Here is a 23,380-nt window from a genome sequence, read left to right on the forward strand (position 1 = left end):
CCTTAGTCAGCCGCAGAATATTTTTGAAATTTATTCGTGTGATGGCGGGCATTCATCGGATGGATGCGGATTACAAAGCCGCTTGAACCCAGTGGCGAACTTCGGCGTACGGGTAATCCTCCAGCTGCGCATATCCTGGAATCGTCCGTGCCTTCAGTTTGGTGAACAACGGCACGCTGATGCCGCAGAGGAACCGGGTCACCCGCTCCGCAGAGGGTGCACTGCCGGTATGCTGCTCGTGCCTGTTGATAAAGTCGCCACACAGTGCGTTGAAGTCTCTGTCCACCAGTACTGGTAATGGTGGTGGCTCCGGCAGACGGGCAACGTGTCCATGGCACACCGAACAATGACCACAGCGCTGCGGTGCACTTTCATCGCCGAAATACTGGGCCAACCGATAACCGAGGCAATGATCGGTGGCGAACAGTTCGAGCATCGCGTGGATCCGCGCGATCTCCCCACGCTCGTGCCGGGTGAAATAGTCGTGCAACTCGGCGCTCAGCGCCTGAACGTCGAACCCTGCTTCAAGCACGTTATACACCTCGGTCATCTGTTTGCTTTCCAGCTCGACCCAGCCCTTTTCCTGAAAGTAATCCAGCGCCTTGACCACGCGGTTACGCTCGGCGTGATACAGCTGGTACATCCCGTCGAAATCCACCGTGGCCCAGGTACGGGCACGGCTGGAGGTCTGGATGATGGCCGAGACAAACGCCTGACGCTCCCCTTCGAAGTGCTCGAGCAATGCCTGCGGCTCGATCAGAAACTTGAAGCGATACTCCGCGAAATAGGCATAACGCGGCGCGATCAGCCGGCGCAGTTCCAATTGCACCAGCAGCGTCTTGAGCGGCAGTTGCCGGATGTTGCTCTTGTCCGCCAGCGGCCCCAGCAAAAACTCCCATTGGCCATCGGCAGCTGCGGCCTTCAACTCATCAAGCACGCACCGAATACCCGCCAGCTCCGGCGTATCACCATAAATAAAGTTTTCCAGCACGTTGAGGCTGTCACGGTTGGCCAGGACCAGACAATCGGACGGCAACCCGTCACGCCCCGCCCGGCCGATCTCCTGGCTGTAGTTCTCGATGGATTTAGGCAGGTCGAAATGCGCCACGTTGCGGATATCACTCTTGTCGATACCCATGCCGAAGGCGATGGTCGCAACGATGCAATTGCACTGCCCGCCCATGAACCGTCGCTGAATGGCTTCGCGTTGTTCATGAGGTAAGCCGGCGTGATAAGCCTGGGCCTCAATCCCATGCTGGCTCAAGTGCTCGGCAATCTGCTCGGCGGTTCGCTGCAAGGTGACATAGACGATGCTCGGCTGCCCGGCTCGCTCGCCCAGCCATTGCACCAGTCGCCGCCGCTTATCCGCGCCGCGTACCGGTTCCACTAGCAGGTTGAGGTTAGGTCGATAGAAGCCGGTGGTGACCACATCGTCGGGGGCGATGGCGAACTTCGCCTGCATGTCCGCGATGACTTTGGGCGTTGCGGTGGCCGTCAACAGCAACACCTGGGGAATGTCGAACTGACGCTGGTAGTCGGGGAGCTTGAGGTAGTCGGGACGAAAGTTATGCCCCCATTCGGAGATGCAGTGGGCCTCATCTACCACCAGCAACGAGATCGGTACCTGCTGCAGGAAATTGCGAAAGCGCTCGTTCTTCAGCCGCTCCACCGAAATCATCAGAATCTTCAACTCGCCCGAACGGGCCCGTGCCATGACCTCGCTGGCTTCGTCACGACGCTGGACTGAATCGATACTCGCCGCCGCAATGCCATGGCGATGCAGGAACGCCAGTTGGTCCTGCATCAGTGCCAGCAGCGGCGAGACCACCAGGGTCAGATGCGGTAATAGCAGGGCCGGCAATTGATAGCACAGGGACTTGCCCGAGCCGGTAGGAAAAATGGCCGCTGCCGACCGACCGGCAAGTACTGCGCTGACGGCAGCTTCCTGACCGGGGCGAAACTGCGGATAACCGAAAACCTGTTCCAGGGTGCTGTGCATAGGCGGTCACTCCTTGACTGCTGCGATGCCAAAAGCCTAGCCGGACGGCGCAGGGAGTCGAGAAAAGGTTTGGGGGGAAAACGATACCGGATGATACAGCCTCAGCGCCTTTGTGCTTTGCCATGAGGCGATACAAATCCAGGCACTTTGATGCCTCGTTCCCGTTTCGCTTGCAAGGTAAGGTGCGCCATCCACTCATGCGTTACAGGCCTGGAAGCCTGGCGCTCAAGACTCCGTTCAAGGACTGAACCATGTCACATCCACTTTCCGCGCTACGCACCCTGGCGCTAACGTCGGCCTCACTCCTGGCCGGTTGCTTGACCATCCCAGCACAGCCCGACATGCGAACCACCGTGTTCGAAACACCGGAATACCGCGCCCAGCAAGGTCTGGCCATCGTCAAAGCCTCAGCTCTGTATGCCCGGGGTGGCACCGGCCGGAACGTGACCGTGGCGCTGATCGACTCTGGACTGAACAGCAGGCTGACGGAGTTCGAGGGCAGGCTGGGTGACCCCGGATTCGACCATGTCGAAAACCGTCCCGGTACCCTTGACCGGGTCGGGCACGGCACGCAAATGGCCGGTATCCTCGCCGCCAACAAGGACGACCAGGGCATGCATGGCATCGCGTTTGAGGCCAGGTTGATCCCCTTCCGTTTCGGCGACGACAACGAACCGTTTTTTTTCGACAGCGAAATCGCACAGTCCTGGCAAGGCGGTTTCGACAAGGGCGCGCGCCTGTTCAATAACTCGTGGGCCAACGCCATCCCCGCCACCGAAATCACTGAAGCACGTTACAACCAGGTGATGCCCGACTCCCTGGCCGCTGCCCGAAAACTGGTGAAAGACGGCGCCGTATTTGTCTTCCCGACCGGCAATGAGCTCAAGCGCGAGCCCTTGGCCGAACCTGGGTTACCAGCAGCATTGCCGGAACTGGAGAAAGGCTGGATCGCGGTCGTGGCGTTGAAAAACGATGGCAGCACCATCAATGGAAAATCCAACTATTGCGGCGTCGCAGCCGCCTGGTGCATCGCCGTACCCGGCGGCGACGCAGGTCCACAGGCAGGCCTGCTTACCGTGGGCAAGGATGGCCGTTACGTGCAAACCGCCGGCACATCCCCGGCCGCCGCGTTGGTCAGTGGCGCACTGGCCGCACTGCAAAGCCTCTACCCGCAGCTCAACGCCCAGCAAGTGCGCGAACATCTGCTGGCGACAGCCAACCGCACTGGCATCTACGCCAACAGCGAAGCCTACGGCAGAGGGTTGATGGACCTTGAGGCGGCCTCACGACGCGCCCCAGGACCGCTGGCTGACTGAACCAAGAGCCGCTACCGCTCGCGGCTGTCGAAGCCTCCCGGACAGTTCCGAGACGGTCGCGGGATATTTCTTCTTTTTCCAACGGGCAAAGATTTCGCCCTAAACTTTCCACCTATACAGACGCCACCCTCAGCCCGGACATTTTTTCATGTACCTCGCCCCAGATTTTCCTGACGACCACGCCATGCGCCAGCTCATGGAACTGCTCCATGAAGAAATCGGCCTGCCGGAGCGCAAGACAATCCGTCTGGACACCGCCATCAATCTCGACTTGGGCTGTGACGGCGCGGACGCTCGGCATCTGATGGAAGCATTGGAGGAGCGGTTCGCCCTCGACCTCATTGACTACGACGCGTACCGCTACTTTCAGCCGGAAGGATTTGATGTGTTTCAAAAGCGCAGGGCCAAGGGCCGTGGCAGCAAGGTGCCACTGACCATTGGGATGCTCTACAAGGCAATCAAGGCTCAGCGCTGGGAGACGCAGGAAGTGGAAGGGGTGTAGCCGAACGGCACGCATTAAGTGGCATTATTCTGGCTGTTTACCGTGATTCCAGGTGGAATAATGGCTGCTTTCGAGCCGGGAGCAGCACAGCATTGCATCCGCCCCCTCAAAAGCCGTCCATAAAAAAACCGCCCTGAAAAGGGCGGTTTTTTTCATTCGCGAACCAAGCCTTACAGCTGCGGCCCAGCGGCCTTGATCGCGTCGCTCACTTCAAACTTCTTGAAGTTCTCGATGAACAAGCCGGCCAATGCCTTGGCGGCTTCGTCGTACGCAGCCTTGTCGGTCCAGGTGTTGCGTGGGTTCAACAGGCCAGTCTCAACGCCCGGAACGGCCAACGGCACGTCCAGGTTGATGATGTCCAGGTGCTCGGTTTCAGCACCGATCAGCGCGCCGCTCTGAATTGCCGCGATCACCGCACGGGTGGTCGGGATGTTGAAGCGCTTGCCGACGCCGTAGCCACCGCCGGTCCAGCCGGTGTTGACCAGGTAGACCTTGGAGCCGAAGCCGCGGATACGCTTGATCAGCAGCTCAGCGTATTCACCAGCAGGACGTGGGAAGAATGGAGCGCCGAAGCAGGTGGAGAACGTCGACTTGATGCCGCTGCCCGAACCCATTTCAGTCGAACCCACCAGTGCGGTGTAGCCGGACAGGAAGTGGTAGGCCGCTTGTTCTTCACTGAGGATCGACACCGGCGGCAGTACGCCGGTCAGGTCGCAAGTCAGGAAGATCACTGCGTTTGGCTCGCCACCGAGGTTTTTCGGTGCGCGTTTTTCGATCAGTTCACGCGGGTAGGCGGCGCGGCTGTTCTGGGTCAGGCTGTCGTCGGCGTAATCGGCTTTCTTGGTGACCGGGTCCAGGACAACGTTTTCCAGTACGGCGCCGTGCTGGATGGCTTTCCAGATAACCGGCTCGTTCTTCTCGGACAGGTCGATGCACTTGGCATAGCAACCGCCTTCAATGTTGAAGACCACGCCAACACCCCAGCCGTGCTCGTCATCACCGATCAGGTAACGGCTTTCATCGGCGGACAGCGTGGTTTTGCCCGTGCCCGACAGACCGAAGAACAGGGTCACATCGCCCTCTTCGCCCATGTTGGCGGCGCAGTGCATAGGCAGTACGTCAACCGCTGGCAGCAGGAAGTTCTGGACGGAGAACAGCGCTTTCTTCATTTCACCGGCGTAACGCATGCCGGCGATCAGTACTTTCCTGGCCGCGAAGTTGATGATCACGGTGCCGTCGGAATTGGTGCCGTCGCGCTCAGGCTCGCAGACGAAGTTCGGCGCGTTGAGGATCTGCCATTCATCCTTGCCACCGGCGTTGTACTGCTCGGGGTTGATGAACAGGCAGCGGCCGAACAGGTTGTGCCAGGCAGTCTCGGTGGTCATCTTGACCGGCAGGTAGTGCGCAGGGTCGGAACCTACATGAACATGGGAGACAAAACGCTCACGCTCGCCCAGATAGGCTGCTACGCGGTCCCACAGGGCGTCGAACTTGTCGGCCGGGAACTTGCGGTTGATCGGGCCCCAGGCAATGGCGTCCTGGGTGGTCGGCTCTTCAACGATGAAACGGTCAACCGGTGAACGACCGGTACGATGACCGGTGCGAACAACCAGCGCGCCAGTATCGGCAAGCTCGCCTTCACCGCGACTGAGGGCTTCTTTGACCAGATCATCGACACTCAGATCGGTGTACACGGCGTTATTGGCTTGCGTCATGAGATTCCCCGTCGGCCTGTGGCCGAGTGCTCCAAACGTTTTGTAGTAGGAAGTCGCGCACTACTACCCGAAAAAAGTGGGCCGGATTATGCCAGAAAAGCCCAAAAAAAGTAGGGCCCTCCCGTCAGTACGGCGTAAATCCGGCGTTTGCCAGGAGATTTACCTGCGCTGAACCGTTTTAGTGACGAGTATCTGACGGTGTGTCGACACCCGCACCGGCGAACAATTGGGCGATGTCCGCAGCGTCGAACAGGTAGCGCTCGTTGCAAAACTGGCAATCGATCTCGATGGCGCCACCATGCTCGATCACCAATTGCTGCGCATCTTCCAGACCCAGACTGACCAGCGCATTGCCGGAACGTTCACGAGAGCAGCTGCATTGGAAGCGCAACGGCTGAACGTCGAACAGGCGGACCTGCTCTTGATGGTAGAGACGATGCAACACGGTTTCGTTGTCCAGGCTCAGTAGCTCATCGGCGCTCAGGGTGCTGGCCAGAGCGGTGATGTGCTGCCAGCTGGCGTCACGTTCTTGCGGGTCGCGAAGGCGATCGGCGGGCAACTGCTGCAGCAGCAAACCACGGGCACGCCGCCCGTCGGCATAGAGCCAGAAGCGAGTGTTGGTCTGTTGCGACATGACGAAGTAGTTGGTGAAGCATTCAGCCAGAGACGTGCCATCGAGATCGACAATACCCTGGTAGCGCTTGCCGTGGGTTGGATCGACCGTCAGCGCCAGCACGCCATCGGGCATCATGTCGGCCAGGGTCGCGTCGGGGGCGATCTGCTCGGCGTGATAACGGGCCAGGCCACGGATCTCGCGTTCGCTGGAGCATTCGATCATCAACAATGGCACCGGGCCTTCGGAACGGGCCTGGAGAATCAGCAAGCCATCGAATTTCAAGGTGCCGACCAGCAGCGCCGCAGCCGCCATCAGTTCACCGAGCAGTTGGGCGACCGGTTCCGGATAGGGATGCTTGGCAAGAACTTCGGCGTAGCTACGCTCCAACGCCACCAGTTCGCCACGAGTGTCGCTGTCATCGAAGATGAAGCGTTGGGTGTAGTCGGTATCCGGCAAATCAGTCATAGGGTCTGGTATCTGAGGTGATGACAAAGGATGACGGGCATTTTATGGACATTCCGGGTGGGTTCCAAGCAAGGCCAGGATTTGTCGGACGGGATGGGGCTGACTGCGCATCCGAGCCAAAGGCACTGCGGCCTCAAATTGCCGATCTTTTATTCGCTATTGCTGCCATGAAACTTGAACAGATCCCGACGCTGCTTCTTGCTGGGCTTGCCATCGGTGCTGACCCCCAAGGCGCCGGCCTTGCGCTGGGCGGCTGCGGTTTCGCGCCGGGCGATACTGGCTTCGGTCTCGCGATACAGCGCCTGCGCTTCTGGCGCGCTGCGGCGCACGATCGACAGGGCCTGGACAACCACGGTTTTTTCGTCGAACCCGGCGCGAATGACATATTCGTCGCCGATGCGAGGCTCCTTGCCCGGCTTGCAACGTTCGCCCCGGTGATGGACCTTGCCGCTTTCGATGGCGGTCTTGGCCAGGGCGCGGGTTTTATAGAATCGCGCTGCCCACAACCATTTATCGAGACGGACCTTGTCGTCTTCTTCCTTTTTTTGTGCCACTGCAATTCCTCTTTCAGCCAATAGTCAGAACTGTACTACCGTTTTTGTCGAGCGCACGAATTCGGTCCGACAGATAGAATGTCGGCCGAACTGACTTGCGGCACGATGCGGGCCGGTATCGGTTACGAGCGGAAACAGGTGTGTAGATAACTGTCGCCATTTTGTGATTATTCTGCGTGAATACCGCGATTCGCGGGCTCCACGATCCGATGTACTGATCGCAGGTTTTTTTATTGAAGACTTTTGACCATCTGACCGTTGTCGGTCTACGCGAGTGGGTGGCGCTCCCGGATCTGGGTGTCGCGGGCCTGCGGGCAAAAATCGACACCGGCGCCAGCACCTCCAGCCTGCACGCCACCGACATCGAGCCGTTCGAGCGCGACGGTGAAAAATGGGTGCGCTTCACCGCGCATCTGGGAACGGTGGTGCAGTTGCGCCATCGTCGCTGCGAAGCCCCATTGGTGGCGCGCAAAACGATAAAAAGCTCCAACGGCCACGCTCAGGTTCGCTACGTGATCAGCACGACGCTGGCACTGGGGGATCGGATCTGGCGAGTCGAGTTCACGCTTGCCTGCCGCAAGTCCATGCGATATCGCCTGTTATTGGGTTCCAAAGCCTTGATCGACGGCCAGTTGGTGGTCAATCCGGGCATCAAATACGTTCAAGACAAGCCGGTGTTCCCGGTGTCCACTACCTCTGCCACAGGTGTTGCATGAAGATCGCTGTGCTGTCGCGTAATCCGCGTCTGTATTCCACTCGTCGCCTGGTTGAAGCCGGGACCGAACGTGGCCATGAAATGGTGGTGATCGATACCCTGCGCGCCTACATGAACATTGCCAGCCACAAGCCGCAGATCCACTACCGTGGCAAGCCGCTGGAAGGGTTCGATGCGGTGATCCCGCGCATCGGTGCGTCGGTAACGTTCTATGGTTGCGCCGTGTTGCGCCAGTTCGAAATGATGGGAGTATTTCCCCTCAACGAGTCCGTGGCCATCGCCCGCTCCCGGGACAAGTTGCGCTCGCTGCAATTGTTGTCGCGCCGTGGGATCGGCTTGCCGGTGACCGGTTTTGCCCACTCTCCCGACGACATTCCCGACCTGATTGCCATGGTCAACGGCGCGCCACTGGTCATCAAGGTGCTGGAAGGCACCCAGGGTATCGGCGTAGTGCTGTGTGAAACCGCGACGGCCGCCGAGTCGGTGATCGAAGCGTTCATGGGCCTGAAGCAGAACATCATGGTCCAGGAATACATCAAGGAAGCCGGCGGCGCGGACATTCGCTGCTTCGTGGTCGGCGACAAGGTGATCGCTTCGATGAAGCGCCAGGCCAAACCCGGGGAATTTCGCTCCAACCTGCATCGCGGCGGTAGCGCGAGCCTGATCAAGATCACGCCGCAAGAGCGCATGACTGCCCTGCGCGCCGCTAAAGTCATGGGCCTGGCCGTGGCGGGTGTAGACATCCTGCGTTCCAATCACGGGCCGCTGGTGATGGAGGTCAACTCCTCGCCGGGCCTGGAAGGGATCGAAACCACCACGAGCAAGAACGTGGCGGGGATCATCATCGAGCATCTGGAAAAGAATGGCGGGCCGAACATGACCCGGACCAAGGGTAAGGGTTAACTCATAGGTGGGAGCGAGCCTGCTCGCGATGGCGGCGTGTCAGTCAACATCAATGCTGCTGATCCACTGCTATCGCGAGCAGGCTCGCTCCCACATCAGTTCTTGAGCAAACGGGTGTATCCCTATACCGCATCCCTAGGCAACAACAGCCCCAACGGCAACCTCACCCGCGCTTCCAGACCACCACCGGCGCGGTTGCGCAATTCGACATTGCCGCCGTGCATCGAAGCGATGCGCTTGACAATGGCCAGGCCCAATCCCGTGCCTTTTCCGCCCCGGGCACGGTCGCCCCGGGTGAAGGGGTTGAAAATGGCTTCCAGTTCCGACGGATCGATCCCGGCACCACGGTCCATGACGCTGAGCACCACATAAGGTGCGCTGGTATCACCGGAAACATAAGCCGCCACTTCGACGCCCGTGCCGGCGTGATTCAAGGCATTGCCGATCAGGTTGTTCAGCAATCGCTTCATCGACACCCGGCGCAGCGGGAACGGCTGGATCGGCTCCAGGCGCAGGTGCACTTTTTCGCAGTTCTGGTTATAGGGCGCGGCCACTTCCCGTACCAGCTCGCTGAGATCGACTTCTTCCACGGACTCGTCCCGACCGTCGCGAATGAACGCCAGGAACTGATCGAGAATCGCGTCCATGTCTTCGATATCGCGGACCATTTCATCGGTCAGGTCGGTGTGCTCGCCCATCAACTCCAGCGACAGCCGTAAACGGGTCAACGGTGTGCGCAGGTCGTGGGAGACGCCCGCAAGCATCAGTTCACGCTCGCGTCCGGCCTGCTCGACGTCCTCGGCCATCTGGTTGAAAGCGCGGTACACCTCGGTCATTTCACTGGGAGTGTCGCTGATGGGCAATCGCACGCTACGGCCCTGGCCCAATTGTCGGGCCGCGTAGACCAGACGCTTGAGCGGCTGATTGAGCTGGCTGACGAAGATCCACGCCGAAGCGGTCGACAACAGGCCGATGGCCAGGAACCAGCCAAGCACGTTCCAGATTTTCTGGCCGCGCAACGGGTGGGGGTACAACGGTACCTTCAACCAGCCATCCCCCAGGCTCGGCGCACGGACCCACAGCGCCGGAGGCGAGTGCATACGCAAGCGCACTTCGGTATCGGCGCCGAGTTCGTCCTGCATCTGCCGTTGATAGATCTCGCTGTAAGGCCAGTGTTGTTCGCCTTCCGGCACGCCAGCGCCAACCACCCGGATCAGGGTCGCCGCTTCGGCGATCTTCTCCCGGTTGGCTTCGTCGGCGGCCCAATAGGCTCGAAGGGTCAAGGCAACGCCGTGGCTGTACTGCCGGTCCACCAGCACATCTTCGTTCATCAGCAAGTAGACGAGCGTCAGTGCCTTGGAAAAGAGCACGACAATCAGCACCAGCCAGAGGGTGCGGGAGAAGAAGCTCTGGGGGAACCAAACGGGGGTTTTCATGAATAGCCGCTACACACTTGCAGGAGCGAGCGATGCTCGCACAATAACGGACCGCGAGTCGCCTGCAGGAAGAAATTCAACCCGCCAGGCCACCCGCTCCTACAAATCACCGATCACTTGCTGGCGGCGCCATCCGGCACGAATACATAACCCACGCCCCAGACAGTCTGGATATATCGCGGCTTGGAAGGATCAGGCTCGATCATCCGGCGCAGACGGGAAATCTGCACGTCGATGGATCGCTCCAGCGCATCCCATTCACGGCCACGGGCCAGGTTCATCAGCTTGTCGCGGGTCAGCGGCTGACGGGCGTTCATCACCAGGGCCTTGAGCACGGCGAACTCACCGGTGGTGAGCATGTGTATTTCATCGCCGCGCTTGAGCTCGCGAGTGGCCAGGGACAGTTCATAGTCGCCGAAGGTCACGCTTTCATCTTCGCTGCCCGGGGCGCCAGGCACCGGGGCCGACTGACGACGCAACACCGCCTTGACCCGGGCCATCAGCTCGTCCGGGTTGAACGGCTTGGCCAGGTAATCGTCAGCGCCCAGTTCCAGACCCTTGATACGGCTCAGCTCATCGCCCTTGGCCGTGAGCATGATGATCGGGATCTGGTTGTTCGCGCCACGCAGGCGACGGCAGGCTGTCAAACCGTCTTCACCTGGCAGCATCAGGTCGAGGACCACCAGGTTGAAGACCTCACGGGCCAGCAGCCGATCCATTTGCTCGGTGTTCGGTACGGTGCGGGCACGGTAGCCCTTGCTGACGAAAAAGCGCTCCAGCAGGCTGCTCAGCCCCGGATCGTCGTCAACAATAAGAATTTTTTCGCCTTCAGCAGTTTGTGCAGTGCTGCTCATAGGAAGCTCCTTTGATCTCGGCGCGCATTATGGCCTAGCTGCCGTTATACGCACCGTGTGCATTGTTAGCAGATTTTTCCTCTATCTCCAGTCATCCGGGTATCGAGCCTACAGACCACGACGCCCCCTAAGAACGCAACGCTGGTTATAATGCGCGGCCTTTTGTGCCAGGGAATGTCGGATCGTGATCCCGACCCATCGTTTTTTCCCTTGCCAGGCAGCACTTTCTGAATTTCGCGGGTCAACAGGCAGCCTTTTGACCCAGGCAGCGGCGCACGCCAGGCCGCTCAACCAGTCTCGCCGAGCCCGGTTTCTGCGGTGACGAGTCTGATTTCACAATTTTTCAGGTGGTTTTATGGACAGCATCAACAGCCGCATCGCCGAGGAACTCGGCGTACGCCCACAACAGGTCGAAGCGGCCGTCGCGCTACTGGATGAGGGCTCCACGGTGCCCTTTATCGCCCGTTACCGCAAAGAAGTGACCGGCAGCCTCGATGACACTCAATTGCGTCATCTGGAAGAGCGCCTGCGCTACTTGCGAGAACTCGACGAGCGGCGCGTCAGCATCCTGGCCAGCATTCAGGAACAGGGCAAGCTGACCCCGCAACTTGAGCGTGACATCAAGCTGGCCGACACCAAGACCCGTCTCGAAGACCTGTACCTGCCCTACAAGCAAAAACGCCGCACCAAGGGCCAGATCGCCCTGGAGGCCGGCCTCGGCGAGCTGGCCGACGGCCTGTTCAACGACCCGACCCTGTCCCCGGAAACCGAAGCCGCGCGTTTCGTCGATGCCGAAAAAGGTGTGGCGGACGTGAAAGCCGCGCTGGAAGGTGCCAAGTACATCCTTATGGAACGCTTCGCCGAAGACGCCAACCTGCTGGAAAAACTGCGCAATTACCTCAAGCAGGAGGCTACCCTCAGCGCCCGCGTGATCGCCGGCAAGGAAGAGGAAGGCGCCAAGTTCCGCGACTACTTCGAGCACGACGAACCGCTCAAGAGCATGCCGTCCCACCGCGCCCTGGCAATTTTCCGCGGCCGCAACGAAGGCATTCTCAGCTCCGCGCTGAAGGTGGGCGATGAGTTGCCCGGCACCATGCACCCGTGCGAAGGCATGATCGGCCAGCAGTTCGGCATCCAGAACCAGAACCGCGCCGCCGACAAATGGCTGGCCGAAGTGGTGCGCTGGACCTGGAAGGTCAAGCTCTACACCCACCTGGAAACCGATCTGCTGGGCGAGCTGCGCGACAACGCTGAGACAGAAGCGATCAACGTCTTCGCTCACAACCTGCACGACCTGCTGCTGGCCGCACCGGCCGGGCCGCGCGCCACCCTGGGCCTGGACCCGGGCCTGCGTACCGGTTGCAAAGTGGCCGTGGTGGACTCCACCGGCAAGCTGCTGGACCATGCCACGGTCTACCCCCATGTGCCGCATAACAAGTGGGACCAGACCCTCGCCGTGCTCGCCGCGCTATGCGCCAAGCATTCGGTGGACCTGATCGCCATCGGCAACGGCACCGCCAGCCGGGAGACCGACAAACTGGCCGCCGAACTGATCAAGAAATACCCGACCATGAAGATGACCAAGGTCATGGTTTCCGAGGCCGGCGCTTCGGTTTATTCGGCGTCGGAACTGGCCTCCAAGGAGTTCCCGGACCTGGACGTGTCGATTCGCGGGGCGGTGTCCATCGCCCGTCGCCTGCAGGACCCGCTGGCGGAACTGGTGAAGATCGATCCGAAATCCATCGGTGTCGGCCAGTACCAGCACGACGTTTCCCAGTTGAAACTGGCCCGGGGCCTGGACGCCGTCGTGGAGGATTGCGTGAACGCCGTGGGCGTGGATGTGAACACCGCTTCGGTAGCGCTGCTGGCGCGCATCTCGGGCCTCAACGCCACGCTGGCGCAGAACATCGTCACCCACCGCGACGAACACGGTGCGTTCAAGACCCGCGCCGCATTGAAGAAAGTCCCGCGCCTGGGTGAAAAAACCTTCGAACAGGCCGCCGGCTTCCTGCGGGTCATGAACGGCGACAACCCGCTGGATTCGTCGGCTGTCCACCCTGAGGCCTATCCGCTGGTGCAACGCATCGCCGCCCAGACCGACCGCGACATCCGTTCGCTGATCGGTGACGCCGCGTTTCTCAAGCGCCTGGACCCGAAAAAATTCACCGACGAAACCTTCGGCCTGCCCACCGTGACCGACATTCTTCAGGAACTGGAGAAACCCGGCCGCGACCCACGCCCCGAGTTCAAGACCGCCGAGTTCCAGGACGGCGTCGAAGACCTCAAGGACCTGCAGCCGGGCATGATCCTCGAAGGCGTCGTGACCAACGTCACCAATTTCGGGGCCTTCGTCGACATCGGCGTGCATCAGGATGGTCTGGTGCACATCTCCGCCTTGTCGGAGAAGTTCATCAAGGACCCGCGCGAAGCGGTAAAGGCCGGTGATGTGGTGAAAGTGAAGGTCATGGAAGTCGACATCCCGCGCAAACGCGTCGGTCTGTCGATGCGCATGAGTGACACACCGGGCGAGAAGGTCGACGGTGCCCGCGGCGCTCGTCCGGGCTCGACACCGCGCCAGTCGCAGAACACCGCGCCGCGCAAGGAAACCGCCACTGCGGCCCCGGCGAACAACGCCATGGCCTCGCTGTTCGCCAACGCCAAGCAGTTGAAGAAACGCTGATGGACGCGCCAGCCGGGTTGGTGGAAAGCGCGTTTTTCAAGCTGCTCGGCTGCCGTCTGCACAGCCTGGGGGACGGGGTGGCGCAAGTCGCCCTGAGCCTTGAGCCACCGCTACGCAACCGTGGCGGCAAGCTGCACGGCGGCGCGCTGTTCAGCCTGGTGGACATCGCCATGGGCCTGGCTTGTTCCAGTGTCCACGGTTTTGACCAGCAGAGTGCGACCATCGAATGCAAGATCAACTACATCCGCGCCGTCTCCGACGGTGAGGTGCTCTGCACGGCCCGGGTCATCCACCCGGGTCGGCGCACGCTGGTGGTTGAGGCCGAGGTGATGCAAGGCGACAAACTGGTCGCAAAAGCACAAGGCACGTTCGCAGTCCTATAGCTCCCTGTCATCGATTTGGGTTAATTTCGGCGCTGCGAATGCGGCATCGATATCCCCTGTGGGAGCGAGCCTGCTCGCGATAGCGGTGGACCAGTCAATGTAAAGTTGACCGACATACCGCTATCGCGAGCAGGCTCGCTCCCACAGAGGGGCCGCGACGAATTGTCTTTGGCCACACAAAAACCAGGCGAAAACGCCAGTTTTAACTTCACCCTTGTAGACCGTCGTGACCACCCCCATATTGGGGCGACTGACGCGTGAAGGAATTCAACTTGAGCGACCTTTTAAACCGCCGCCTGGCTCTGCTCGGCGAGCGCGCCAACCTCTCCCTGCTCGAGCAGTGCCTGCACGGCATCGAACGTGAATGCCTGCGCGTCACGGACACAGGGCATCTGGCGCAGACCCCGCACCCCGAGGCCCTAGGCTCGGCGCTGACCAACGAGCAGATCACCACCGACTATTCCGAGTCGCTGCTGGAGTTCATCACCCCGGCCCAGGCTGACGTGGCCGATACCTTGCACAGCCTCGACAAGATCCACCGGTTTGCCTACAGCAAGCTCGGCAACGAGTACCTGTGGAGCCCTTCGATGCCGTGCCCGCTGCCAGCGGAGGAAGACATCCCGATCGCGTATTACGGCACCTCGAACATTGGTCGGCTCAAGTATGTCTACCGCCAGGGTCTGGCCCTGCGCTATGGCAAGACCATGCAATGCATCGCCGGGATCCACTACAACTTTTCCCTGCCGGAAAAACTCTGGCCGCTGCTGCGTCAGGCCGAAGCCGTTGAAGCGAGCGATCGTGATTTCCAGTCATCGGCCTACATCGCGCTGATCCGTAATTTCCGTCGCTACAGCTGGTTGCTGATGTACCTGTTCGGTGCCTCGCCGGCTCTGGATGCCGGCTTTCTGCGCGGCCGTCCGCACCAGTTGGAACAATTGGATCCGGACACCTTGTACCTGCCGTACGCCACCAGCCTGCGCATGAGCGACCTGGGTTACCAAAGCAACGCCCAGGCCGGCCTGACCCCCTGCTACAACGACCTGGCAAGCTATACCGACAGCCTGCGCAAGGCGGTGGCGACACCGTACGCGCCCTACGTCGAAGTCGGCACGCATAAGAATGGTGAGTGGGTGCAGCTCAACACCAATATTTTGCAGATCGAAAACGAGTACTACTCCAACATCCGCCCAAAACGCGTGACCTATACCGGCGAGCGCCCGATCCAGGCGTTGATGGCTCGAGGCATCCAGTACGTCGAAGTCCGTTGCCTGGACATCAACCCCTTCCTGCCGATGGGCATCGACCTCACCGAATCGCGCTTCCTCGATGCGTTCCTGCTGTATTGCGGTCTGAACGACAGTCCGCTCCTGGAAAACAACGAATGCAGCAATGCGACGAACAACTTCCTGACAGTGGTCAAGGAAGGCCGTCGGCCAGGTTTGCAATTGCAACGCCAAGGGCAATCGGTGGACATGCAAGCCTGGGCTATCGAGCTTCTGGAGAAGATCGCGCCATTGGCCTCGCTGCTCGACGAGAGCCAGGGGGGCGACGACCACCGCCAGGCATTGGACGCGCAATTGGCGAAGGTGCGGGACCCGTCACTGACCCCCTCCGCCCAAGTGCTGGCGGCCATGGCAGAACACCAGGAAAGTTTCGCCCAGTTCTCCCTGCGCCAGAGCAAGGCCCACGCCGAATTCTTCCGCGCCGAGCCGTTGCCTGCCCAGGAGCAGAGCGCATTCGAAGAAAACGCTCGTCAATCCCTGGCTCAGCAAGCCGAGCTTGAGCAGAACGAAGTGGGGGATTTCGATGTGTTTGTAGGGGCGTACCAGGCGAGCATCCTGGCGATCAGTAACTAGGCACACCTCGCCGACGAGCGAACACCTGTGGGAGGGAGCAAGCTCCCTCCCACAGGGTTTTGTGTACAGCCGGCCATTTCTGGCGGATCGGCTGATTGGCTCAAGTCACTACTCCGCCGACGAAGGCTTCTCCCACAGATTGATCCCGCCCTCCTGGGCAAACCGGTCGATCTGCGCCAGTTCTTCAGCGCTAAAACTCAGGTTCTTCAACGCCCCGACGTTCTCGATAATCTGCTCCGGCCGACTGGCGCCGATCAGCGCAGAGGTTACCCGTGCGTCGCGCAGGGTCCAGGCCAGGGCCATTTGCGCCAGGCTTTGCCCGCGACGCTGGGCAATTTCATTGAGGGCGCGTACATGGGCGATGTTCTCCTGCGACAGGTGCGAAGCCTGCAACGAACCACCACCCGGGCGATTGACCCGCGCATCGGCCGGAATGCCTTTGAGGTACTTGTCGGTCAGCAGGCCCTGGGCCAACGGCGTAAAGGCAATCACACCCGTGCCCAGTTCATCGGTGGCGTCCAGCAGGTCCTTTTCCACCCAGCGATTAAGCAGGTTGTAGGCCGGTTGATGGATCAGCAGTGGGACCTTCCACTCTTTGAGTAGCGCAGCCATTTCCCGAGTCTTCACCCCGGAATACGAAGAGATGCCAATGTACAACGCCTTGCCCTGCTGCACAGCCGTGGCCAGCGCGCTAGCGGTTTCTTCCAGCGGGGTGTCGGGGTCGAAGCGGTGGGAATAGAAGATATCCACATAGTCCAGGCCCAGGCGTTGCAGGCTCTGGTCCAGACTGGCCAACACGTACTTGCGCGAACCACCACCCTGGCCGTAAGGACCCGGCCACATGTCCCAACCGGCCTTGCTGGAGATGATCAACTCATCGCGATACTGCTTGAAGTCTTCGCGCAGCAACCGACCAAAATTGATCTCGGCGCTGCCGTAGGGCGGGCCGTAGTTGTTGGCCAGGTCGAAGTGATTGATACCCAGATCAAACGCCGTACGCAGCAGCGAACGCTGCGTGTCGATCGGCGTGCTGTCGCCGAAGTTGTGCCACAACCCCAACGACAGCGCCGGCAGCACCAGCCCGCTGCGACCGACACGGCGGTAAGGAATGGACTCGTAGCGGTTTTCGGCAGCGGTGTAGGTCATCGAAAGGCTCTCTGTTCGGGTGGCTGGTACAAGGGGCAAGCTAACACCTCACAGACGCATTCGTCAGGCCGAAAGTTCGCATATCAGGTGTGGGGGCTGGATGCCGGCGCAGGTGATCTGCCGCAGATTGGCCACGCATCGGCCAATCAACGAGGCGTCATGCAGCGCGCTTATTGTTTGTAATTACTGAACAGTCAAGGCAGCCGTCGGGCATTTATCGCTGAGGGTAAACATGTGAATCTGGCGTCATCCACTTCAAAAGGAGCCTCTTATGCCCTCTCCAACCGCCAAAGTTGCCATCGTAACCGGCGCCTCCCGCGGCATCGGTGCCGAAATCGCCAAGCAATTGGCTCTCGATGGCTATGCCGTCGCCATTAACTACGCCAACAGCGCCGCCGAAGCCTCGAAGCTGGTGGTGCAATTGCGCCAGGCCGGTCACCAAGCCATAGCGATCAAGGCAGATGTGTCCTCTGCCGTCGACGTCCGCCGGATGTTCGATGAAACCGAAGCGCAACTGGGCAAGGTGGATGTGCTGATCAATAACGCGGGTACCCTGCAAGTGATGCCCTTGGCCCAGCACAGTGACGAGTTGTTCGACCAGACGTTCGCCATCAACACCCGCGGCACCTTCAACACCCTGCGCGAAGCCGCAACCCGTTTGAACGACGGTGGCCGGATCGTGAATTTTTCCAGCAGCACCGTTGGCCTGAACCTGCCCGGTTATTCGGTGTACATCGCCAGCAAGGCCGCCGTCGAGTCACTGACACAGGTGTTTGCCAAGGAACTGCGCGGCCGCCAGATCACGGTCAACGCCGTGGCGCCCGGCCCGGTTGCTACCGAACTGTTCCTGCATGGCAAGAGCGAAGAACAGATCCAGAACTTCGCCAAAATGCCGCCCCTGGAACGCCTCGGCCAGCCGGAGGACATCGCCAGCATCATATCCTTCCTGGTCAGCCCGGCCGCCGGCTGGGTGAACGGGCAAATTCTGCGAGCCAACGGCGGCCTGGTCTGAGGTTTCGCCCGATCAGCGCACCAGATGCAGGAACTGCATGTGCCGCTCGTATTGGTCGAGGATGTCGTTGATGACCTGCTCCTTGGTATAACCCACCAGATCGTAGTCCTGACTGCCTTCGCTCAGGTGCACTTCGGCGCGGTAGTAACGGCGGTTGTTGAGTTCCTTGGAGCCCATGCCGCCGCGGGCGAAGGACGGCGTGAAGTAGCCGCGCATCTGCACCTGGTAGATGAACGGATGCTGCTCGCCGTGGCCGATCTCCAGGCTGACGCTGTCGTTGGCCGGGTCTGGCTGGGTCACCACTGTCAGACCTTTCTCGGCGAACACCGCCTTCACCTCTTCGATGGCCGGGCGCACCGTGGTGTCGAGAAAACGGTACACCTCATCGCGGGACGGGAAATGCACCGCCTGACTCAAGCGCTGTCGCCAGCCGCCCGTACCCCGTCGAGAAGCCGACACCGGCGCCAGCGAATGCAACTGCGCAATCTGCTTCTGGGACTCGAGGTAAAACGCCTTGTGCAGGCCCCACATCATCAGCAGCAGAATCAGCGAGAACGGCAAGGACGTCAGCACCACTGCCGACTTCAAGGCATCGATACTGCCGGAGAACAGCAATGCGCTGGTCACCAGGGCAGTCATCGCTCCCCAGAACACCCGCAGCCATTTGGGCCCGTCTTCATCGGGGTTGCCGCCCTTGGCCGACAACGTGGAAAGCACCACGGTGCCGGAGTCGGCTGACGTGACGAAGAACACAAAACTGATAAACACGGTGACCGCGATGACGGTCTTGCTCCATGGATAGGTTTCCAGCAGCAAATAAAGGCTCATCGACGGGTTTTCCAGGGCGGACATACCCAGGGCACTCATGCCGTGGTTCAGCACTTGGTCAATGGCGCTGTTACCGAAGATCGACATCCACGCCAGGGTGAAGCCAAGGGGAATCAGCAGCACGCCAAACACGAACTCACGGATGGTGCGCCCACGGGAAATGCGCGCAATGAACAACCCCACGAACGGCGACCACGCAATCCACCAGGCCCAGTAGAACACCGTCCAGCCGCCCAGCCAGTCGCTGGGCTCGTCGTAGGCATACACGTCAAAACTCTTCATCGGCAGGGCGCCGAGATAATCGCCGATGTTCTGGATCAACGTGTTGAGCAAATGCTGGGTAGGTCCGGCAAACAGCACGAACAGCAGCAATGCGCAGGCCAGCAGCATGTTGATGTCGGACATGACCCGCACGCCTTTATCGACACCGGCCACCGCCACAATGATTGCCGCGCCCATCATCAGCACGATCAGGCCGACCTGAATCCACTGGGTATGGGCGATGCCGAACAGGTAATCGAGCCCGGAATTGAGATGCAGCACCCCAAACCCCATGTCCGCGCCGAGGCCGAACACGGTCGCGATGATGCCGAAGCCGTCCACCGCGTAGCCGATGGGACCGTTAATACGTTTACCGATCAGCGGGTACAGCGCTGAACGCAGGGCCAGCGGCAAATTGTGCCGGTAGGCAAAGTACGCCAGGGCCATGCCGACGAAAGCAAACACGCCCCAGCCGTGCAGGCCCCAGTGCAGAAACAGGATCTGCATGGCCTGGCGCGCGGCATCTGCGGTACCGGCCTCGCCTTGCGGTGGCTGAACCAGATGGGTCAGCGGTTCGGAGACACAGAAAAAAAACAGCGTGATGCTGATACCGGCAGCGAACAGCATGCCAGCCCAGGACAGGTAACTGAATTCGGGCTCGTCGTGGTCGGCACCGAGCTTGATCTTGCCGTAGCCGGACAAGGCGGTGACCACCACGAAGACCAGATACAGGGTCATCGCCAACATGTAATACCAGCCGACCGTATTGGCCGCCCAGTTCTGCGCCGCCAGCAGCCAGGCACCCGCCTGCTCCGGCACGGCGATGACCACCAGGCCGAACAGCAGAATGAAGGTCGCGGCAAAGTAAAAAACCGGCGGATTCATGCGGACCAGGCCGCTGGGTGGAAGGGACGAGGCACTCATGAGCGATGTACCCCGGAAAGCGGAATCGTGAAAATCGAAAACGGACTCGGCAAAGGCAAGCCTCCTGTTGTGAGCGGGCAGCAAACCGACGGTTTAACTTGAATGAACGTTCAAGTTAAACATGAATAGGTAGCTAAGGACTAATCGCACGGCTGGATGGCATGTTTCCTACGCTAGCCTACGGGAGGGTATGACGTTGCCTGGAGAGCATTCGTTCAGTGTTCAACAGACATAACACAGCCCCTGTGGGAGCGAGCCTGCTCGCGATCGCGGTGGTTCAGTGGGTACATCCATTCGCTGACACACCGCGATCGCGAGCAGGCTCGCTCCCACAGGTTTTCGCTGCTCATCTCTCATGCGTCCCCATTTACGCCCCGGCAAACGATTGGCGGTTGCCCATCAATATCGGCGTGCCTATAGTCCATGGATTTCCTGCAACCAGTACGACCCCATGATCAAACAACAGCTGGCGCGCTTTAACCGTCTCGACCTGCTCGGTCATCCAACTCCCCTGGAAAAACTCGACCGTCTTTCCTCCTGGCTCGGTCGCGATATCTATATCAAGCGCGATGACCTGACGCCTCTGGCGCTGGGCGGCAACAAGCTGCGCAAGCTCGAATACCTGGCCGCCGACGCCCTGGCTCAAGGTGCCGACACCCTCATCACCGCCGGGGCGATCCAGTCCAATCATGTGCGCCAGACTGCCGCGCTGGCGGCAAAGCTGGGCCTGGGCTGTGTGGCCCTGCTGGAAAACCCCATCGGCACCGAAGACAGCAACTACCTGAGCAACGGCAACCGGCTGCTGCTGGAGCTGTTCGACGCCAAGGTCGAATTGGTAGAAAACCTGGATAACGCCGACGAGCAGTTGCAAGCCCTCGCCGCACGCCTGCGCAGCAACGGGAAGAAGCCCTATCTGGTACCGATTGGCGGTTCGAACGCTCTGGGTGCGCTGGGGTATGTACGCGCCGGGCTTGAGCTGGCCGAGCAAATCAAGGACACCGGCCTGAATTTCGCTGCCGTGGTGCTGGCTTCGGGCAGCGCCGGGACGCACAGCGGCCTGACGCTGGCGCTCAGTGAAACGCTGGGGCAACTTCCCGTGATTGGCATAACTGTGTCTCGCAGCGAAGAAGACCAGCGCCCCAAGGTCCAGGGCTTGGCCGAACGCACCGCCCAGTTGCTCGATGTATCGCTTCCAGAGGCCTTCAAGGTGAACCTGTGGGACGAATACTTCGGCCCCCGCTACGGCGAACCCAATGCCGGTACGTTGGCGGCAGTCAAATTGCTGGCTGGCCTGGAGGGCCTGTTGCTGGACCCGGTCTACACCGGCAAGGCGATGGCCGGCCTGCTCGATGGGGTGGGTCGCGACCGCTTCGACGAGGGCCCGATCATCTTCCTGCATACCGGCGGCGCACCGGCGTTGTTTGCGTATAACGCGGCGTTCCAGGCGTAGTGAAGTTCTCGATGTGGGAGCGAGCCTGCTCGCGATAGCGCCGTGTCAGCCAAAACAATATTGACTGGTTATCGCGAGCAGGCTCGCTCCCACAGGGGACTTTTTTCATTCCATACTCGAATATTTGAATGATTTAATATTATTTTCCAATCTATAAACACCACCCTATAGTCTCGCCACAGGCGCATTTGCCGCGAGACGCCCAGGCTGCTTTAAGGCAGGATGTGGCAATCTTTTCGGATCGCGGCTACGCCTTATCTCAGCCAAAATAACCTCTTCATAAGAAAACACAGGGGCTTGTCATGAATTTTTCCGCATTACGTCGCAACCTGTTGGTGGGTTCGCTGGGCCTGGCATTGAGCGCCGGCCTGCTGGGCCAGGCCGTTGCCGGTGAGCAGCTGCAAAAGATCAAGGACGCGGGCGTGATCAACGTCGGCCTGGAAGGCACTTACCCACCGTTCAGTTTCGTGGACGCCGACGGCAAGCTGGCCGGTTTCGAAGTGGAGTTTTCCGAAGCACTGGCCAAGGAGCTGGGCGTGAAGGTCAAACTGCAACCGACCAAATGGGACGGCATTCTCGCAGCGCTGGAATCCAAGCGCCTGGACGCGGTGATCAACCAGGTCACCATCTCCGAGGAGCGCAAGAAGAAGTATGACTTCTCCCAGCCCTACACCGTTTCCGGCATCCAGGCGCTGGTTCTGACCAAGAACAAAGACGCCATCAAGACCGCCGATGATCTGGCCGGCAAAAAAGTCGGTGTTGGCCTGGGCACCAACTATGAGCAATGGCTCAAGGAAAACCAGCCAAAGGCTATTATCCGCACCTACGACGATGACCCAACCAAATACCAGGACCTGCGTGTAGGCCGCATCGACGCCATTCTGGTAGACCGGCTGGCTGCTCTGGAGCTGACCGCCAAGGCCAAGGACACCGCTGTAGCCGGCGAGCCGTTCTCCCGCCAGGAAGCCGGTATCGCCCTGCGCAAAGGCGAGCCTGAGCTGCTGGATGCAATCAACAAGGCCATCGACAAACTGCGGGCCGACGGCACCCTGGCGAAAATCTCGCAGAAGTACTTCAACGCTGACGTCACCCAATAATGGAAGAGGCTTTTCAACTCGCGCTGGACTCCGCGCCCTTCTTGCTCAAGGGCGCGTATTACACGGTCATCCTCAGTTTGGGCGGCATGTTCTTCGGCTTGCTGCTGGGCTTCGGCCTGGCGTTGATGCGCCTGTCGCGCTTCAAACTGGTGAGCTGGATCGCCCGCATCTACGTGTCGTTTTTTCGCGGGACGCCGCTGCTGGTGCAGTTGTTCGTGATCTATTACGGGCTGCCCCAACTGGGCATCGAGCTGGATCCATTGCCGGCGGCGCTGATCGGCTTCTCGCTGAACATGGCGGCCTATGCGTGTGAAATCCTGCGGGCCGCCATCAGCTCCATCGAGCGCGGCCAATGGGAAGCCGCGGCCAGTATCGGCATGACCCGCGCCCAGACCCTGCGCCGGGCCATCCTGCCGCAAGCGGCGCGAACGGCCTTGCCTCCTCTGGGCAACAGCTTCATTTCCCTGGTCAAGGACACCGCACTGGCGGCGACCATCCAGGTGCCGGAGCTGTTCCGTCAGGCGCAGTTGATCACTGCCCGCACTTTCGAAATCTTCACCATGTACCTTGCCGCCGCGCTGATCTACTGGATTCTGGCCAGCGTGCTGGCGCACCTGCAGAACGTCCTGGAAGCCCGGGTCAATCGGCATGACCAGGAGTCCTGACCC

General features: G+C 60.3%; 19 protein-coding genes. 11 read left to right on the forward strand and 8 right to left on the reverse strand.

What is annotated here, in order from left to right:
- Positions 1 to 70: 70 nt before the first annotated feature.
- Positions 71 to 1,999, reverse strand: a complete 1,929-nt coding sequence (locus CRX69_RS25770; protein ID WP_107323089.1) for a RecQ family ATP-dependent DNA helicase — start codon at positions 1,997 to 1,999, stop codon at positions 71 to 73.
- A gap of 251 nt (positions 2,000 to 2,250) precedes the next feature.
- Between CRX69_RS25770 and CRX69_RS25775 the strand changes: the two genes are divergently transcribed.
- Together CRX69_RS25775 and CRX69_RS25780 are read left to right on the forward strand one after the other, a co-directional pair.
- Entirely contained in the window at positions 2,251 to 3,315 is a 1,065-nt protein-coding gene (locus tag CRX69_RS25775) for a S8 family peptidase (RefSeq protein WP_107323090.1), read from the forward strand.
- 148 nt (positions 3,316 to 3,463) lie between these two features.
- Entirely contained in the window at positions 3,464 to 3,817 is a 354-nt protein-coding gene (locus CRX69_RS25780; RefSeq protein WP_047226847.1) for a DUF1493 family protein, read from the forward strand.
- A 170-nt stretch (positions 3,818 to 3,987) separates the two neighbouring features.
- Here CRX69_RS25780 and CRX69_RS25785 read toward each other — a convergent pair whose 3' ends face one another.
- The 3 genes from CRX69_RS25785 to CRX69_RS25800 all read right to left on the reverse strand — a co-directional run bounded on the left by CRX69_RS25785 (position 3,988) and on the right by CRX69_RS25800 (position 7,167).
- Complete coding sequence (locus CRX69_RS25785; RefSeq protein ID WP_047226846.1) at positions 3,988 to 5,532, reverse strand: phosphoenolpyruvate carboxykinase; 1,545 nt, start codon at positions 5,530 to 5,532, stop codon at positions 3,988 to 3,990.
- A gap of 178 nt (positions 5,533 to 5,710) precedes the next feature.
- Positions 5,711 to 6,613 (reverse strand): Hsp33 family molecular chaperone HslO, encoded by a 903-nt coding sequence (gene hslO / locus CRX69_RS25795; protein WP_047226845.1) that lies wholly within the window; start codon positions 6,611 to 6,613, stop codon positions 5,711 to 5,713.
- Positions 6,614 to 6,762: 149 nt separating this feature from the next.
- Positions 6,763 to 7,167 carry an RNA-binding S4 domain-containing protein gene (locus CRX69_RS25800; RefSeq protein ID WP_107323091.1) on the reverse strand — a complete coding sequence of 135 codons (405 nt, stop codon included), beginning with the start codon at positions 7,165 to 7,167 and terminating at the stop codon, positions 6,763 to 6,765.
- Positions 7,168 to 7,400: 233 nt separating this feature from the next.
- Here CRX69_RS25800 and rimB point away from each other — a divergent pair, with 233 nt between their 5' ends.
- Positions 7,401 to 7,883, forward strand: a complete 483-nt coding sequence (gene rimB, locus CRX69_RS25805) for a retropepsin-like aspartic endopeptidase RimB (protein ID WP_025211286.1) — start codon at positions 7,401 to 7,403, stop codon at positions 7,881 to 7,883.
- On the forward strand, positions 7,880 to 8,785 hold the full coding sequence (rimK, locus tag CRX69_RS25810; protein WP_047226843.1) for a 30S ribosomal protein S6--L-glutamate ligase: 906 nt from the start codon (positions 7,880 to 7,882) through the stop codon (positions 8,783 to 8,785). Before rimB ends, rimK begins: the two co-directional genes overlap by 4 nt.
- Positions 8,786 to 8,907: 122 nt before the next feature.
- Here rimK and CRX69_RS25815 read toward each other — a convergent pair whose 3' ends face one another.
- Both CRX69_RS25815 and ompR read right to left on the reverse strand, forming a co-directional pair.
- The gene (locus CRX69_RS25815; protein WP_047226842.1) at positions 8,908 to 10,221 is read right to left on the reverse strand and encodes an ATP-binding protein; all 1,314 of its coding nucleotides are present in this window, start codon (positions 10,219 to 10,221) and stop codon (positions 8,908 to 8,910) included.
- Positions 10,222 to 10,334: 113 nt separating this feature from the next.
- The gene (ompR, locus tag CRX69_RS25820) at positions 10,335 to 11,075 is read right to left on the reverse strand and encodes an osmolarity response regulator transcription factor OmpR (protein WP_025211284.1); all 741 of its coding nucleotides are present in this window, start codon (positions 11,073 to 11,075) and stop codon (positions 10,335 to 10,337) included.
- Between the two features lie 355 nt (positions 11,076 to 11,430).
- Here ompR and CRX69_RS25825 point away from each other — a divergent pair, with 355 nt between their 5' ends.
- The 3 genes from CRX69_RS25825 to gshA all read left to right on the forward strand — a co-directional run bounded on the left by CRX69_RS25825 (position 11,431) and on the right by gshA (position 15,994).
- Positions 11,431 to 13,755 (forward strand): Tex family protein, encoded by a 2,325-nt coding sequence (locus tag CRX69_RS25825; RefSeq protein WP_107323092.1) that lies wholly within the window; start codon positions 11,431 to 11,433, stop codon positions 13,753 to 13,755.
- The gene (locus CRX69_RS25830) at positions 13,755 to 14,138 is read left to right on the forward strand and encodes a PaaI family thioesterase (protein ID WP_047226840.1); all 384 of its coding nucleotides are present in this window, start codon (positions 13,755 to 13,757) and stop codon (positions 14,136 to 14,138) included. Before CRX69_RS25825 ends, CRX69_RS25830 begins: the two co-directional genes overlap by 1 nt.
- 272 nt (positions 14,139 to 14,410) lie before the next feature.
- The gene (gshA, locus tag CRX69_RS25835) at positions 14,411 to 15,994 is read left to right on the forward strand and encodes a glutamate--cysteine ligase (protein ID WP_107323093.1); all 1,584 of its coding nucleotides are present in this window, start codon (positions 14,411 to 14,413) and stop codon (positions 15,992 to 15,994) included.
- Positions 15,995 to 16,102: 108 nt separating this feature from the next.
- Here the strand turns inward: gshA and mgrA are convergent, their stop codons facing one another.
- Positions 16,103 to 17,140 (reverse strand): L-glyceraldehyde 3-phosphate reductase, encoded by a 1,038-nt coding sequence (mgrA, locus tag CRX69_RS25840; protein WP_047226838.1) that lies wholly within the window; start codon positions 17,138 to 17,140, stop codon positions 16,103 to 16,105.
- Positions 17,141 to 17,411: 271 nt separating this feature from the next.
- Here mgrA and CRX69_RS25845 point away from each other — a divergent pair, with 271 nt between their 5' ends.
- Complete coding sequence (locus CRX69_RS25845) at positions 17,412 to 18,152, forward strand: SDR family oxidoreductase (RefSeq protein ID WP_047226837.1); 741 nt, start codon at positions 17,412 to 17,414, stop codon at positions 18,150 to 18,152.
- A 12-nt stretch (positions 18,153 to 18,164) separates the two neighbouring features.
- Here CRX69_RS25845 and betT read toward each other — a convergent pair whose 3' ends face one another.
- Complete coding sequence (gene betT / locus CRX69_RS25850) at positions 18,165 to 20,126, reverse strand: choline transporter BetT (protein WP_171061300.1); 1,962 nt, start codon at positions 20,124 to 20,126, stop codon at positions 18,165 to 18,167.
- Positions 20,127 to 20,616: 490 nt separating this feature from the next.
- On the opposite strand from betT, the gene CRX69_RS25855 reads away from it, so the two are divergent.
- The 3 genes from CRX69_RS25855 (at position 20,617) to tcyL (ending at position 23,377) form a co-directional block, all read left to right on the forward strand.
- Positions 20,617 to 21,615: a D-cysteine desulfhydrase gene (locus CRX69_RS25855; RefSeq protein WP_107323094.1), complete on the forward strand. Its 999-nt coding sequence runs from the start codon at positions 20,617 to 20,619 to the stop codon at positions 21,613 to 21,615.
- A gap of 302 nt (positions 21,616 to 21,917) precedes the next feature.
- A complete protein-coding gene (gene tcyJ / locus CRX69_RS25860; RefSeq protein ID WP_047226834.1) occupies positions 21,918 to 22,712 on the forward strand; it encodes a cystine ABC transporter substrate-binding protein in 795 nt (264 codons plus the stop codon).
- Positions 22,712 to 23,377 carry a cystine ABC transporter permease gene (tcyL, locus tag CRX69_RS25865; RefSeq protein WP_047226833.1) on the forward strand — a complete coding sequence of 222 codons (666 nt, stop codon included), beginning with the start codon at positions 22,712 to 22,714 and terminating at the stop codon, positions 23,375 to 23,377. Before tcyJ ends, tcyL begins: the two co-directional genes overlap by 1 nt.
- Positions 23,378 to 23,380 lie beyond the last annotated feature (3 nt).

This window comes from Pseudomonas rhizophila, from assembly GCF_003033885.1.
Classification (GTDB): Bacteria; Pseudomonadota; Gammaproteobacteria; order Pseudomonadales; family Pseudomonadaceae; genus Aquipseudomonas; species Aquipseudomonas rhizophila.